Raw genomic sequence first — 13,423 nt, forward strand, 5'->3', positions numbered from 1 at the left:
GCGAAAAAACCGTTTAATCGTGTCTTAAGCAAATCATTATGACCTTGCAAAACAAAATAGCCCTGGGCACCACCTTTTTGTTCCTGATGCTGCTCTTGATTGGGGGCATCAGCATGTATTACATTTCGGAGCAAAAAAACGTCACCCAAGAAGTGTTGAAGGACAATTATGAAAGTTTAAATTATTGCCATGGCATGCTGAATCTGGTGAACAGGGAAGACCCGGCTCAGCAAAAAATCCATCGCCGCTTTGATGCTTATTTGCGTTTACAGGAAAAAAATGTCACCGAAAAGGGGGAGGCTACTGTAACAGTGGCACTCCGTAAAGCTTTTGAGCAAGTCGACCGTGATAGTAGTGCCATCTTAACAGTACGCCAAAATATCCTGCAAATCCTGCAAATCAACCTCCAGGCCATCCGGCGCAAAAACGACATTGCCATCCGTGCTGCACAACAAGCTAAATTGTACATCTCAACCCTGTCCGGTTTTTTGTTCCTGATTGGTTTCACTTTTGTGCTCAATTTTCCTGGGTTAATCGCCGGGCCAATCCGCCGTTTCAACGAAGCCATTCAAGAACTCAGTCGCAAAAATTATACTTACCGGATGCACATCGATACCGCCGATGAGTTTGGGGAGCTAGCCATGGCCATCAACCAAATGGCGGGCAAACTGGATGAATACGAGCACAGTAATTTGGCCCAATTGATGTTTGAAAAAAAACGCGCCGAAGCAGTAATCAATAGTTTGGACGACGCCAGTATCGGGATGGACAAAAACCAAACCATCCTCTTTGCCAATCAAAAAGCGCTGCAACTATTGGGCTTGGAAGCCGAAAACACCATTGGGCAAACCGCCCGAGATATTGTTCAACACAATGACTTGCTAAAATTCATCATGGACAACCCTTCGGGCACCTCACCTTTCAAAATTGTGATGGACAATCGGGAAAATTACTTCCTGCTTGATTCGTATAAAATCCAGGTGGACGAAGAGCCTGGTACCGTATACGTCCTCAAAAACATCACTACCTTTTTGGAAAAAGATGTGGCTAAAACCAATTTCCTGGCGACAATTTCCCACGAACTCAAAACGCCAATTTCTGGCATCAAATTGGGTTTACAATTGCTGGAAAACCCCAAAACGGGTGCCCTCAGCCCTAACCAGGTGCAACTAGTGCATGACATCCGCGGCGAAAGCGACCGCCTGCTGCGCATCACCAGCGAGTTGTTGAACATGACTCAGTTGGAAACGGGTAAAATTGATTTGACTTTACAAGCCAATGATCCTGCCGAATTGGTTCGAACGGCTTTGCAAGCACTTTACCCACAAACTCAGGATAAAAAGCTACAAATCAGCACGCAGTTCGCGCCTCAATTGCCTAAGGTATGGTCGGACCCCGAAAAAACCATTTGGGTCTTGATTAATCTCTTGTCCAATGCCATTCGGCATGCTTCGGAAGGTGATCATTTGAAGGTGGAAATTGAAGCCACATCAGATCGACAGGTTCATTTTTCGATCCAGGATCAAGGCCCTGGCATTGCACCAGAATATCAGGATAAAATTTTTGAAAAATATGTAAAAGCTCCAGGAAGTAAATCAAGTGGAACCGGCTTGGGGCTGGCCATCAGCAGGGATTTTGTGGAGGCGATGGGAGGAAAAATTGGGGTCGTCAGCCAGCTTGGGCAGGGGGCCAATTTCTATTTCGACCTGCCCCAATTTCAAGAATAACACTCCCTAAGGTGCCTCTTAGGTGTCTGTGGTTTCTTAGGTGGTGAAGAAAAAAAGCCTGCGAAGCAGGCAGTGTATTTTCACCACCTAAGAAACCATAGACACCTAAGAGGCACCTTAGAAGGGGGATTTAGTTATTGGAAAAAGGCATAACTGGGGCAACCTTCCCACTAAGCGCCTCCGTTTTGGGCAAACGAATCGAAACGATCCCATTTTTGGAAGTGATCTTGATCTGATCCAATTGCACCATCTCAGGATGAACCGGAATCTGGCGCACAAACGAACGCATCTTGAACTCCTGCCGCCAGTGGCGCTGGGTCAAAACCGATTCAAATTCGTTGTTGTCGCGCTTGTATTGTAGAACCAACATGTTGTTGTCGGCCAGGTAAATATTCAGGTCTTCGTGGGTCAATCCAGGCACCACCAACTCAATCAAAAAAGCTTTGGTGCTTTCTTTGATGTTCAGTGCAGGATTCGGGCTTAACGATGGAGGGTTGAGTTGTTGCGCCATTTCCCAGGCGTTTTTGCTCAGCTCATCATCGAAGTAAATTTTGCCTTCTGTGAAATGTTGTACAGTCATAGTTGTAAAATTCGGGTTGATGATGCAGTTTAGTCTGGAATTGGTGTTACAAAACTGGTTCCAAATCCCTATTTCAGCCACGCTGTCAGGCTGCCTTTAAAATGTCATGCCAAAAAGTCACAATTATGACAACCTTTTTTTTCCTTAGTAATCCCTATTTTCGCTTCAACGTAAACAAATCAAAAACATGGATCGCAGATCGTTTATTCAAAAGTCGGGGATGGCCAGTGCCGCGCTGTTGACCCCGCCATATCTCATTCCTTCCCGTCCGGCCAAATACAAAACCGTGCTCATCGGCAGCGGCTGGTGGGGCCTCAATATCCTGCGCGAAGGCATCCGCAGTGGTCAGATTACGGTAGCCGCCCTTTGTGACGTGGATGAAAACCAGCTCAAAAAGTGCAAAGCCGAAGTGGACAAATTGTGCAATGACCAACCCAAGGTGTACAAGGACTACCGCGAATGCATCAAAGCCGAGCGCCCCGATATTGTCATCAATGCTACCCCGGATCACTGGCATGCCCTGATCGCGATTGAAGCGTTGCACAGTGGTGCCCATGTCTTTTTGGAAAAACCCATTTCACACACTGTTAAAGAGGGAAGTGCCATTGAAAAAGCAGCCCGCGACGCCCAAAAGGTCTGTGTTGTTGATTTCCATCGCCGCTATTCTCCCCACAACGTGAGCGGCATGGAGTTTTTAAAATCGGGCAAAGCGGGTAAAATCCACAGCGTCCGCGCATTTGTGCACTACAACAATGGAATGGGTAAAAAAGAGGAAGAAAGTGCTCCACCTGCTGGACTGGACTGGGATTTCTACTGCGGCCCTGCTCCGCTGAGTACCTACAATCCCGGCATGCACCCACGCGGCTGGCGGCAATATACCCAATTTGCCAATGGCAACATCGGCGACTGGGGGCCACACTGGTTTGATCAAATTTTATGGTGGACAGAGGAAAAAATGCCCCGCAAAATATACTCTACTGAACTATCCGACATCCGCAACTCCCTGGCCAACGCTCCAGAAGAACAACGGGTGATTTATGAATTTGAATCCTTCATCTGCACCTGGGAACATACCCTGCTCAGCAACCACCCGGAACGACAGGGTGAAAACGTGGGCGTCTACTTCCACGGTACCGAAGGGGTCTTCCACATGGGCTGGCAACGTGGCTGGGCTTTTTATCCCAACGATACCAAAAAAGAAGTCATCAAGGAAGCGGCCAAATTGAATGAGCCGGATCAGCAAAATATCGATTTGGTGTGGAACGATTTCCTGGCTTGTATCCCGACCAGCAAACGCCCCTTTGCCGACATTGAGCGCGGGCGGCATGCCACAAACATGGCGCTACTCGGCAACCTTTCAGCCAAATTGGGCCGCTCCATTGAGTGGGATCATGAGAAGGATATGATTGTGGGGGATAAAGCGGCGAATAAGTTGCTGACGAGGGAGTATCGGAAGCCTTGGGTGTATCCGAAGTAAGTGGAAATTTAGGTTTGGAGTTTCCACCCCATGTTGCACGAACGGGCAGCGGCAGAGCCGCGAAACGTCAATAAAACTTTAGCGAGGGTATTAAATGGAAGGTGCAGCGCATCGGAACAATTTCACAAGATGTTCCGGTGCGCTGCACCTCCAATCTAACATCCTACCTTTTATTCTATTGACGTTTCGCGGCTCTGCCGCTGGTCGTTGCCTAGGTTTTATAGGCTTTATTCGGATTGTCTAGCGCAAATAAATAAACCGCCCATTACTCACTCCACGCATTCCCCACCTCCGCCACTGGCATACAAGCAATGTAGGCTCCAGGAACCGGATCATAACTCAAAATTTTGGTACACACGTCTTCTGAAGTATAATATCCAAAAAGGGTCAGGCTTTTCAGATTGCGGAAAAAATCGGTCGGTTTTGGCGGTGCCAAAGTGATGCCCCATACCGAAGGCGGCTGGGTAGCCGCAGCTTTATCCATGGCCAACAGCAGGGCGTTGCGTTCTTCCTGAGTACACTCCGCAAACGCTTTTCTATGTTGTTTTTTGCTATCTGTTTCAATTTGTTCCAAACCGGCTACAAAGGCCTTTTGGTCCCCTTCACCCAACACTTCTTTCAGCATTTTGTCAATGAATTGGGGGACACCCAGCTCTTTTGCCCCAGGAGTATCCGTTTTGGGCAAAATGGTTTCGGTGACTTCAGCCAGAGTCGCGGCTTGATTTTTGGATAAAAACACCGGTTGCCAATCCAGTTTGGCTTCCGCCTGGCAACTCAAAAATAAGGTACTCAAGCTAGCCGAGGTCAATCCATAACCCAACAACCAACCCGAAGATATGATGACATCGCGACGATTCATGTTTGTTCCTTTTTAGAAGTTGAGTTAGAGGTTTCTTTTTTTCAATTCATTCACCGCAAAATCCACCGCACGGGCAGTCAAAGCCATGTAGGTGATCGACGGATTGACGCAGGAAGCGGAAGTCATGCAGGCACCATCGGTGACGAATACGTTGGATACCGCATGGATTTGGTTGTTGCCATTCAGCACCGAAGTTTTGGGATCACGCCCCATGCGAGCCGTTCCCATTTCGTGTACGCCTACACCCAAGCCCCCCGCATAATCAAAGGTGATCACGTCTTTGAAACCCGCGGCGCTCAACATTTCAGCCGCGTCGGTTTTCATGGCCTCGCGCATTTTTAGCTCGTTCTCCCGGATTTTGGCATTGAGCACCAACAGTGGAATGCCCCATTGGTCTTTTTTCTCGGCATCCAGGCTGGCCTGGTTTTCGTGGTAAGGCAGGCATTCGCCAAAACCCATCAGCGCCATGTTCCAGGGGCCGGGTTTGAAAAGGGATTCTTTAAATTCAGCGCCCACTCCTGGGCTATTGGTGCCGCGGCCCCAGTTGGCGCGACTACCGCCATTGCCTTGGTAATCGTAACCACGCAGGAAATTAGGGTTTTTCGTATTGTCGTCGAGGTTGGTGAAACGGGGGATGAACAAACCCGTTGGGCGGCGACCTTTGTAGTACTCGTCTTCTAGGCCTTCGTAGACACCCATTGCGCCAGTGCGGTAGTGGTGATCCATGAGGTTGTGGCCGAGTTCGCCGCTGTCGTTGCCCAGGCCATTGGGGAAACGGGTAGAGGTAGAATTCAGCAGGATTTGGGTTGTGGCCAAGGTGGAAGCACAGCAAAAAATCACTTTGGCGTAAAACTCGATCATTTCTTTGCTCTCGTGATCCACGACGCGGACGCCAGTGGCTTTTTGGGTCTTTTCGTCGTAAATGATCGAATGCACGACCGAATTGGGGCGAATGGCAAAGTTGCCCGTAAGATTGGCCGCTGGAAGGGTGGCGGAATTGCTGCTGAAATAAGCACCAAAGGGGCACCCCCGCGAACAGCGGTTGCGGTTTTGGCACTTGCCCCGCCCGAGCTCCAAGTGCCAGGGTTGCGGTTCGGTGAGGTGAGCGACGCGGCCAATGGTGATGTTCCGTCCCCGGAATTTCTTTTCTACTTCCTTTTTAAAGTGCTGTTCCAGGCAGTTCAACTCCATGGGTGGCAGGAAGTAGCCATCGGGGAGGTGATCCAATCCCAATTTTTCACCACTGATGCCGACAAATTTTTCTACATGGGTATACCAGGGGGCAATGTCTTTGTAGCGGATCGGCCAATCGACGGCGATGCCCTCCTTTGCGTTGGCTTCAAAATCCAGGTCGCTCCAGCGGTAGCAATGTTTGCCCCAGGTGAGCGAACGCCCACCCACGTGGTTACCCCTGATCCAGTCGAAGCGTTCTTTTTCGATGTAGGGATCTTCGGAGTCCTGGGTGAAAAAGTGCTTGGTAGAATCCCCAACAAAACCGCTACGGATTTGGATGTGGTATTTTTCGCGGTCTTCGGCACTGAGGGCACCGCGATTTTCGAACTCCCAGGCTTCCATATTCATGGTGGGATAGTCTTCGAGGTGGTTGACCATGCGGCCTTTTTCGAGAACCAGGGTTTTGAGTCCTTTTTCACAGAGTTCTTTAGCGGCCCAGCCGCCGCTCATGCCTGAGCCGATGACAATGGCATCGTAGGTATTGCTTTTGTTGAGTTTGGTGTTGAGATTGGCCATAAGCTTGCTGATGTAGGATTGGAAAGAGGTTTAGTTTTTGGATTTACTGAGGTGCCTCTTTGGCACCTTAGGAATGTGTAGTCTAAATTATTTTCCAGGACGAGGCCCAGGGCGCTTGGGCATCACCAAACTATCCGCCGGGTACTGCGCCTTGATGGAATCCATATTGGTTCTGGCCCAGTCAATCAGGGCAGTTTTTTCCTCTTCGGTCAACTTGGCTTCCGGGTGCCGCCCCAGCCAGGTATAAGATGGTAGTGGCATTTCACCTTCGTCTACCGTTTCGATGACTTCTTCAAATTTGTGGTTTTGAATGGCAATTTTCATTGAAGTGAAATTCGAAAAATTCAGGTGCCGCTTGCCGTCTTTGACGTGATTGGCCAGCAACCAGCCAACTGGCTGAATGTTGGCGTACCAGGGGTATTCGGTTTTGTTGCTGTGGCAATCGTTACAGGCCTTATCTAAAATGCCCTGGATGTAATAAGGCCCTGGATATTTCTTGTGCACATCGTAGGTAAGGTCATTCGAGGTATTGCGCTCGGGGCGAATGAACTGAATGAGGACGAGGATAGCTCCCAAAACAAGCAGAATTTTTTTAAGCATGGTGTTTGTGTTTGAATTTTGAACAAAAAGAAGGGTTCAAAATGGGCTCATACCTGCAAAATAAGGCTTATGGTAAAATTTTTAGCATTTTTTTGCCCCAGCACTTGATTTATTTAAAAAGTGTTCTAAATTTGTAGTGTACTAGTAAACTAATACACTGTAACAATGATCCAACTCCAAAACCTCCACTTCCGTTACCACCCCAAACGCCCCTTGTTCGAGAGCTTGCAGGTCCAGATCGACAAACCTGGAATTGTTGGCTTACTTGGCTCCAATGGGGCGGGCAAAACGACCTTGCTGCACTTGCTGGCGGGTTTGCGCTTCCCCTGGGCAGGGAGCTGTACAGTATTAGGCTCCGAACCCCGCAAAAGACAGCTGGCCTGGCAACAACAAGTACTGTTTGTGCCCGAAACCATCGAAATGCCTGCGCGGACCCTCCAACGCTGGTTGGGCGAACTGGCCCCTTTTTACCCTCGTTTCGACCAGCGGCTTTTTGAGGCCATTGTCAAAGAGTTTGAGCTGGAGGTGAGTGGCAAACTCAGCGAGTTGTCTTTTGGGCAACAGAAAAAGGTGATGCTGGCTTTTGCCCTGGCAACCCAGGTCAAGGTGCTGTTGCTGGATGAACCGAGCAATGGTTTGGACATCTTTTCCAAATCCCAATTGCGCCGCATCTGGACCCGCCACTTGCCAGAGGATACATTGGTGATCATTTCCACCCATCAGGTGCGGGAATTGGGGGCGCAGTTTGATCAGGTGATGGTGATTGATCAGGGCAAATTGTTGTTTCACCAGAGTACTGAAGTGCTCAATTCCCGGTTTTGCATCCAGCGCAGCACGGAAGAGCCGGGCAAAGATGCCGTGTATTACGAACCAATCCCGGGAGGTTATCTGGCTTTGTATGTAGCCGAACCTGGAGATCCCGAAACGGAAATAGATCTGGAAATATTGATGAAAGCTATTGTGGAAAAGCCGGAAATATTGGTTCACCTTCAAAATGAAAAAGTGTATGTATAGGAATAGTATAAGTAGAATGGCTTTGCTCTGGCAGATTGAATGGCGCAAACGCTGGAAACTCTTGGCGGGTTTTATCGCCATCAGCATGAGTGTGTTGTTGTTAACAGCAATTATTCCCGCACAAAACATGGAAATTACACCTTCTTTTTTACCCCTTCACTTGATTATTGATTTGCTATTCCTCTTTATCATTCAAATGGCTACACTCTTCCCTGAATGGAATAACCCCTTCCAGAGCATCCAATTCATTCAGGTGCCTGCTACTATTTTTGAAAAATTTTTAGTGAGACTCAGTTTCCCGCTGTTTGTTGCGCCTTGTGTTTATTTGATTGCCTTTTTATTAATAAAACCCGTTTGCTTGTTGCTTTGCTTTAGGTTAACTGGGTTTGTGATCCATCCTTTTTATGGTTTTGAAGTATGGAGCTTTGGAGGCTCCACTTATTTAACCCTATTTGTGATGGCCATTCTTACATTACCAGGTGCTTTTTACTTCAAAAAAGGTCATTTGCTCAAATCAATCTTGCTGTACTTGAGCATCTTTATTTTTATAGGAATTTTTGCAGCACTGTTCAACTTGCCGCTTTACACCAGTATGAATAAAGCAGAAAATGTAGTCAGCAAAATGTTTGCAGCTCAAATCCAGGGTGTGAGTTTAGTATACGTAAAGAACAAACTGATCATTAGCACAATTTGGCTTGGGGTCATTCTCCCTTTGCTATTGTATACTAGTTATATCCTCTTCAAACAGCGCGAAGTATGAATTGGAACGAACACAAGGCCATTTATCTCCAAATTGCTGACCGCATCATCGAAGATATTCTCATCGAAAAACTTAAAAGTGGTGATCGGGTGGCATCTGTAAGAGAATTAGCGGCCCAAATTCAGGTCAATCCCAATACTGTTGTTCGATCATATGGCATGCTTGAACAAGCAGCAATCCTGCACAACCAACGCGGATTGGGGTTTTACATCGCCGAAGGAGCAATTGAAAAAGCGCGAGTACTCAAACGTACTGAGTTTTTAGAACAAACACTTCCAGAAGTTTTTAAGACGATGCAACTTTTACAAATTCCTGTCAACGAATTAATGGCATTACATCATCAATTTCAAAACATTAGCCAATGAAACGTCCACTTCAAAATAGCCAGCTGTTATTCTATTGTAGTATTTCCTCTATTGTTGTTTTTATGCTTGCGGTAAATCTTGTTTTTACAGAAAACAAACCAAACATTTCATCTCGACCTGCGGAAGATGTCCAGCAATTGAAATTAACCCATAAAACTTTGATCAAACGGAAAACAGTTCCAGCGTTTGATGGCATCAGGATCGAAGCGCAATTTTTGGACACTATCATTTTTGAACCATCTACTCATCCACACCTGGAGATTAAAGGTGACCAATCCCTGGTAAACAACTTAGGAATTTACCATCAAACTGCAACCAATGAGTTGATCATACAAAGGAATCTGGCTTTTTGGGTAGATAGCTTGCGAGATCGAGCGTTTTACGACTTCAATTTTACAGGCGTGTTGGACAAAGGTGGCTTGAGCATAAAAATCTACTACACTGAATTAAAAAACATCCAAATTCATGGCGAAGCAAACCTTATTGAACAAAAAGGTACTTTACGTGGCTCAAGTGTCTTTATTCATGCCTGCGCTGAAAAAGCTAATTTTAATGTAGAAGCTAAAAATTTGGAGCTTTTTCTATTCAAACCCCAATTTTGGGTAGACAGTCTTGGTAAAACAATAAAAACACCTCCTAATGCTCAAACGGGATTTCAAACCATTACCGGAAAAGCTGACCTGGTTCAGTTATATCCTCCATACGGTAGCAGTTGGGTGGATTTGAGCAAATTGCAGTGTCGACATGTTCATTGTGTGTTGAGAGGTGGTGGTGGAAGTAAAAAAATAATTGCAGCGCCAAGCCAATTGCTGAGTTATTTTGGAAACCGGCCATTGCCTATACCTGAAGTAGAAGTGATTTGTAAAAGTAAGGCCAAAGTCAGTTATGCCTATGAAGACCCTCGGACTAGGCGCACCATCCGCACAAAATAAGCCTTTTTGAAGTTTTAAATACTGGAACTTTGCCCCCCAACATCGTTCCATCACCCGACTTTTACTTGTTTGTTAAACCAATTCTATGCTCATCTGCCTCGATACCGATTACCGCGACCCCCGAGCCCAGTGCGCCTACGCCCTCTTCGAGTCCTGGGCTGCTGCCGAACCTGTACAAGTCAATTGTGTGCAGGTCGAGCAGGTTGCGCCTTACGAACCAGGTGCCTTTTACAAGCGGGAATTGCCGGGTTTGTTAAAAGCGCTGGCCAGTATTGAACTCCCCCTGGAAGCCATCATCATCGATGCCTACGTATGGCTGGATGAAGGCCGTGGCGGGCTGGGCTGGCATTTGTACGAAGCCCTGGAACAAAAAATCCCGGTGATTGGGGTGGCCAAAACGCGGTTTCGGCCTGCGGAAAAAGTAGCAATCCCTGTACTGCGGGGCGAAAGCCAAAATCCACTGTGGGTAACGGCGATTGGTATTGAGGTAGCCTTTGCGGCGGAGAAGGTGAAGGAGATGGCGGGGGAATTTCGGGTGCCGGGGTTGTTGAAGTTGGTGGATGGGCGGTGTCGGGAGTGGGGGGAGTGACGAATGACGAATTGGTCGGGGGCACTCAATTTCCGGATTGATCTAAGCTACCAAAGCGACATTATTGGCAGCGCGGGTGACGCGGATTGGGCGGATTTACACGGATTTTAATCCCACCTTCGGCGTGATAAGCCAGCCACTAATTGCACAAATTTTCACAAATCGGGTCACAAACTTCGTTTGTTCCTACGCGATTTTGATAGCACAAAGGACACAAAGAAGGGCACAAAGAGCACAAAGTTGGACGTTGCCAATGCGTTGTGCTCTTTGTGCCCTTCTTTGTGTCCTTTGTGCTATCAAAATGTCACTTTAGAAGCCTTTTTAATTCTTCAACTTCTTCCCCTTGTCCTCCTTCCACTCCACCAACTTCGAGGGATAATAATTGATCCCCATCGCCGTAAAGCGCGGCCCATGCGCCCCCAAACGTTTCTTATATCCATCCCAATTCCGTGCACTTGCCGCCGACCAGCCGATCTCCGCATAACCCGGCAAACGTGGGAACACCATGTATTCCACCTCGTCGATTTGATCTACCGTTTCAGACCACAGTGGAGCTTCGATGCCCAATACATCCTTTTGGGCCAGTCCAGGCACCAAAGTCGCTGGATCCCAGATGTAAGCACTATCTACTTCTATGTATGCTGCCCAGTGCAGGCCCCATTGGGTGGTGGAGTCGTATTGCATGTCCATATAAGCCTTACGCGCGGGTGACATCAGGACTTTGGAGCCTTGTTTAACCGCGTTTACCGCGTTGTCCACATCCGCCCAGTGCTGCACAAAAGCACCTTTTTTCAAAGTACCCAGTGCGATTTCGTCCCAGCCAATCGCTTGTTTACCATGTGAAAGCACGATGCCCTGCACCCGGTTTACAAAAGGAATGTAATCCTCTTTTTTGGTCACATGCGATTCATCCCCTCCGATGTGGATGAAAGGGCCAGGAGTCAGGGCCGCCAATTCCCGGATCACATCATCGATGAATTTGTAGGTGATCTCATTTTTGGTGCACAAGGTGCTGAAACCCACTTCGGTGCCTGTGTACAGCTCCCGGGCTTTGCCATCACAGTTCAGTTCGGGGTAAGCAGCCAGAGCGGCATTGGTGTGACCGGGCATGTCGATTTCCGGAATGATGGTGATGTAGCGATCCAGGGCATACTGAACGATATCTTTGTATTGTTCCTGCGTGTAGTAGCCACCTTTGCCGCCACCCACCTGGGTTTTGCCTCCATGCTCGGCCAATTTGGGCCAGGATTTGATCTCGATGCGCCAGCCCTGGTCGTCAGACAAGTGCAGGTGCATGGTGTTCATTTTGTAAGCCGCAATCAGATCGATGAAACGTTTGGTGTCTTCCACACTGAAGAAATGTCGAGCCACATCAAACATAGCACCCCGCACAGCATAAGTTGGAATGTCATTGATGGTACCAGTGGCCATTCGCCAGGGGCCTTCCTGCTTACTGCTGGATTCCACCTGTGCTGGCAACAATTGGCGGATGGTTTGAACCCCCATGAACAATCCCGCTGGTGCATTAGCCTCCAGGGTAACTCCATCCGGGGTAATATTCAGGTTATAACCTTCTGCTCCCAGTTTCGCGTCTTTTTTGATGCTCAGGTAAATGTTGCCTACTGCTGGCGCTTCATTGCTCGACTTTACCTCAATCCCTAAACCTGTGGATGGATTGAGTTTGTCCGCCAGGTATTGCCCGATTTTGAGCAACTCTTTGGAGTCGCCTTGCACATAGATGTCTGTTGCGCTAGTCAACTCAAAGGAACTATTCGTAGCCTTTACAGACACCGGGATGGGGATGATGCTTTCCTGCGCCAAATCCATCGGTACCGGGGGGGACTTTTTGGGTGCGCAGGCCATAAATGTGGTCAAAACAGCCAGCAACAAGAGTGCTGAACCAGAATTGCTAATGCGTAGTGTAGGCATGAGTTGATTGATTTTTTCGGGGAGTTAAGGTAAACATTTCTAAAAAAAATTAAAAAAGACTTTTAGCTAGACTTGAAGGAACTTAAAGATTGTCGACTTTGTATTGTCCTAAATTAGCGGTAAAACTTATCTTTGGTTGACAAAGTATTCACCCATGAGCACACTAAATCAATTCCTCAGTGATTTATGGAAAAACGGCCAGGTGGAAGTAGCCCATGAGCTTAAAACTTTCTCGTTGGAGGAGCTGAACGATGCTCAATTGGTCCTTCAAAAAGGCTACGAAGCAGAGCAAACTCACTTCCCCGGCACCGCCCCCACTTTCGCTGCCGAACCTGCCCTTTGGGCCGCCCAATACCTGTACCGCTCCATCCAGTTCATTTTGCTGCGCCATTTGGATGAAAAAACCATGCAGGAGCACTTGTTACCCTGGCCAGTGCAGGTCAATGCCGAAGCAGTATATGCTGCTGACCTCAGTTTGCGGCATTTGCCCAGCCTCTTCAGTTTTGCCAAAGGCCTTTCCCCCGCTGATCCCTTGCTGCTGGAATTGAAAAAAACGGCGAGCACCTGGCCATTTTCCGGTTTAGGCATTGCTGAAGCTGCCCCAGAAGCAGAAGCACTGCTCCTCTCCCACCCCGACCTGGCCATCGCCTATTCCGACCGCATCATTGCCAAACGCCTCAAAACCAAGGCTCAAGAGCCCCATATCCGCCCCCTGATCGCCGCCGCCCTCGGCGACCACGCCCAAACCCTCTGGCCCAACTGGGACGCCTAATACTGCACCACCTCACTCCTCCAACCCCCTAAGGTGTCCCCTAAGATGCCCTTAGGTGCCTAAGGTGGTT

The 13,423-nt window shown here is 48.1% G+C and carries 13 protein-coding genes; 8 read left to right on the plus strand and 5 right to left on the minus strand.

Annotated features, from left to right (window positions below):
- The first annotated feature begins 38 nt into the window (after positions 1-38).
- Positions 39-1,727 (plus strand): sensor histidine kinase, encoded by a 1,689-nt coding sequence (locus ACO08K_RS27265; RefSeq protein WP_421799660.1) that lies wholly within the window; start codon positions 39-41, stop codon positions 1,725-1,727.
- 130 nt (positions 1,728-1,857) lie between these two features.
- On the opposite strand, the gene ACO08K_RS27270 is transcribed toward ACO08K_RS27265, so the two are convergent.
- Positions 1,858-2,307: an Hsp20/alpha crystallin family protein gene (locus ACO08K_RS27270; protein WP_421799661.1), complete on the minus strand. Its 450-nt coding sequence runs from the start codon at positions 2,305-2,307 to the stop codon at positions 1,858-1,860.
- Between the two features lie 187 nt (positions 2,308-2,494).
- Between ACO08K_RS27270 and ACO08K_RS27275 the strand changes: the two genes are divergently transcribed.
- A complete protein-coding gene (locus ACO08K_RS27275) occupies positions 2,495-3,784 on the plus strand; it encodes a Gfo/Idh/MocA family protein (protein WP_421799662.1) in 1,290 nt (429 codons plus the stop codon).
- A gap of 265 nt (positions 3,785-4,049) precedes the next feature.
- Here ACO08K_RS27275 and ACO08K_RS27280 read toward each other — a convergent pair whose 3' ends face one another.
- From ACO08K_RS27280 to ACO08K_RS27290, 3 genes are all read right to left on the minus strand, one after another.
- Positions 4,050-4,643: a gluconate 2-dehydrogenase subunit 3 family protein gene (locus tag ACO08K_RS27280; protein ID WP_421799663.1), complete on the minus strand. Its 594-nt coding sequence runs from the start codon at positions 4,641-4,643 to the stop codon at positions 4,050-4,052.
- A 24-nt stretch (positions 4,644-4,667) separates the two neighbouring features.
- Positions 4,668-6,392, minus strand: coding sequence for a GMC oxidoreductase (locus tag ACO08K_RS27285; protein ID WP_421799664.1), 1,725 nt, complete (start codon positions 6,390-6,392; stop codon positions 4,668-4,670).
- A gap of 87 nt (positions 6,393-6,479) precedes the next feature.
- Positions 6,480-6,992 (minus strand): heme-binding domain-containing protein, encoded by a 513-nt coding sequence (locus ACO08K_RS27290; protein ID WP_421799665.1) that lies wholly within the window; start codon positions 6,990-6,992, stop codon positions 6,480-6,482.
- Between the two features lie 165 nt (positions 6,993-7,157).
- Here ACO08K_RS27290 and ACO08K_RS27295 point away from each other — a divergent pair, with 165 nt between their 5' ends.
- The 5 genes from ACO08K_RS27295 to ACO08K_RS27315 all read left to right on the plus strand — a co-directional run bounded on the left by ACO08K_RS27295 (position 7,158) and on the right by ACO08K_RS27315 (position 10,652).
- A complete protein-coding gene (locus tag ACO08K_RS27295; protein ID WP_421799666.1) occupies positions 7,158-8,006 on the plus strand; it encodes an ATP-binding cassette domain-containing protein in 849 nt (282 codons plus the stop codon).
- A complete protein-coding gene (locus ACO08K_RS27300; RefSeq protein WP_421799667.1) occupies positions 7,999-8,766 on the plus strand; it encodes a hypothetical protein in 768 nt (255 codons plus the stop codon). The genes ACO08K_RS27295 and ACO08K_RS27300 overlap by 8 nt, the downstream gene beginning before the upstream one ends.
- Complete coding sequence (locus tag ACO08K_RS27305; protein WP_421799668.1) at positions 8,763-9,131, plus strand: GntR family transcriptional regulator; 369 nt, start codon at positions 8,763-8,765, stop codon at positions 9,129-9,131. Before ACO08K_RS27300 ends, ACO08K_RS27305 begins: the two co-directional genes overlap by 4 nt.
- Positions 9,128-10,063 (plus strand): hypothetical protein, encoded by a 936-nt coding sequence (locus ACO08K_RS27310; RefSeq protein ID WP_421799669.1) that lies wholly within the window; start codon positions 9,128-9,130, stop codon positions 10,061-10,063. The genes ACO08K_RS27305 and ACO08K_RS27310 overlap by 4 nt, the downstream gene beginning before the upstream one ends.
- An 85-nt stretch (positions 10,064-10,148) precedes the next feature.
- Positions 10,149-10,652: an endonuclease V gene (locus ACO08K_RS27315; RefSeq protein ID WP_421799670.1), complete on the plus strand. Its 504-nt coding sequence runs from the start codon at positions 10,149-10,151 to the stop codon at positions 10,650-10,652.
- Positions 10,653-10,973: 321 nt separating this feature from the next.
- Here ACO08K_RS27315 and ACO08K_RS27320 read toward each other — a convergent pair whose 3' ends face one another.
- A complete protein-coding gene (locus ACO08K_RS27320) occupies positions 10,974-12,581 on the minus strand; it encodes a beta-N-acetylhexosaminidase (protein ID WP_421799671.1) in 1,608 nt (535 codons plus the stop codon).
- A 154-nt stretch (positions 12,582-12,735) separates the two neighbouring features.
- Here ACO08K_RS27320 and ACO08K_RS27325 point away from each other — a divergent pair, with 154 nt between their 5' ends.
- On the plus strand, positions 12,736-13,353 hold the full coding sequence (locus ACO08K_RS27325; RefSeq protein ID WP_421799672.1) for a hypothetical protein: 618 nt from the start codon (positions 12,736-12,738) through the stop codon (positions 13,351-13,353).
- The last annotated feature ends 70 nt before the right edge of the window (positions 13,354-13,423 follow it).

It is taken from the genome of Haliscomenobacter sp., assembly GCF_965225875.1.
Lineage (GTDB): Bacteria > Bacteroidota > Bacteroidia > Chitinophagales > Saprospiraceae > Haliscomenobacter.

Excerpts from the sequence above, each read along its gene's own strand:
- ACO08K_RS27320 (WP_421799671.1), bottom strand. The coding sequence starts at position 12,581 with ATGCCTACACTACGCATTAGCAATTCTGGTTCAGCACTCTTGTTGCTG.
- ACO08K_RS27265 (WP_421799660.1), top strand. The coding sequence starts at position 39 with ATGACCTTGCAAAACAAAATAGCCCTGGGCACCACCTTTTTGTTCCTG.
- ACO08K_RS27270 (WP_421799661.1), bottom strand. The coding sequence starts at position 2,307 with ATGACTGTACAACATTTCACAGAAGGCAAAATTTACTTCGATGATGAG.
- ACO08K_RS27325 (WP_421799672.1), top strand. The coding sequence starts at position 12,736 with ATGAGCACACTAAATCAATTCCTCAGTGATTTATGGAAAAACGGCCAG.
- ACO08K_RS27305 (WP_421799668.1), top strand. The coding sequence starts at position 8,763 with ATGAATTGGAACGAACACAAGGCCATTTATCTCCAAATTGCTGACCGC.
- ACO08K_RS27280 (WP_421799663.1), bottom strand. The coding sequence starts at position 4,643 with ATGAATCGTCGCGATGTCATCATATCTTCGGGTTGGTTGTTGGGTTAT.
- ACO08K_RS27315 (WP_421799670.1), top strand. The coding sequence starts at position 10,149 with ATGCTCATCTGCCTCGATACCGATTACCGCGACCCCCGAGCCCAGTGC.
- ACO08K_RS27275 (WP_421799662.1), top strand. The coding sequence starts at position 2,495 with ATGGATCGCAGATCGTTTATTCAAAAGTCGGGGATGGCCAGTGCCGCG.
- ACO08K_RS27310 (WP_421799669.1), top strand. The coding sequence starts at position 9,128 with ATGAAACGTCCACTTCAAAATAGCCAGCTGTTATTCTATTGTAGTATT.
- ACO08K_RS27290 (WP_421799665.1), bottom strand. The coding sequence starts at position 6,992 with ATGCTTAAAAAAATTCTGCTTGTTTTGGGAGCTATCCTCGTCCTCATT.
- ACO08K_RS27285 (WP_421799664.1), bottom strand. The coding sequence starts at position 6,392 with ATGGCCAATCTCAACACCAAACTCAACAAAAGCAATACCTACGATGCC.
- ACO08K_RS27295 (WP_421799666.1), top strand. The coding sequence starts at position 7,158 with ATGATCCAACTCCAAAACCTCCACTTCCGTTACCACCCCAAACGCCCC.
- ACO08K_RS27300 (WP_421799667.1), top strand. The coding sequence starts at position 7,999 with ATGTATAGGAATAGTATAAGTAGAATGGCTTTGCTCTGGCAGATTGAA.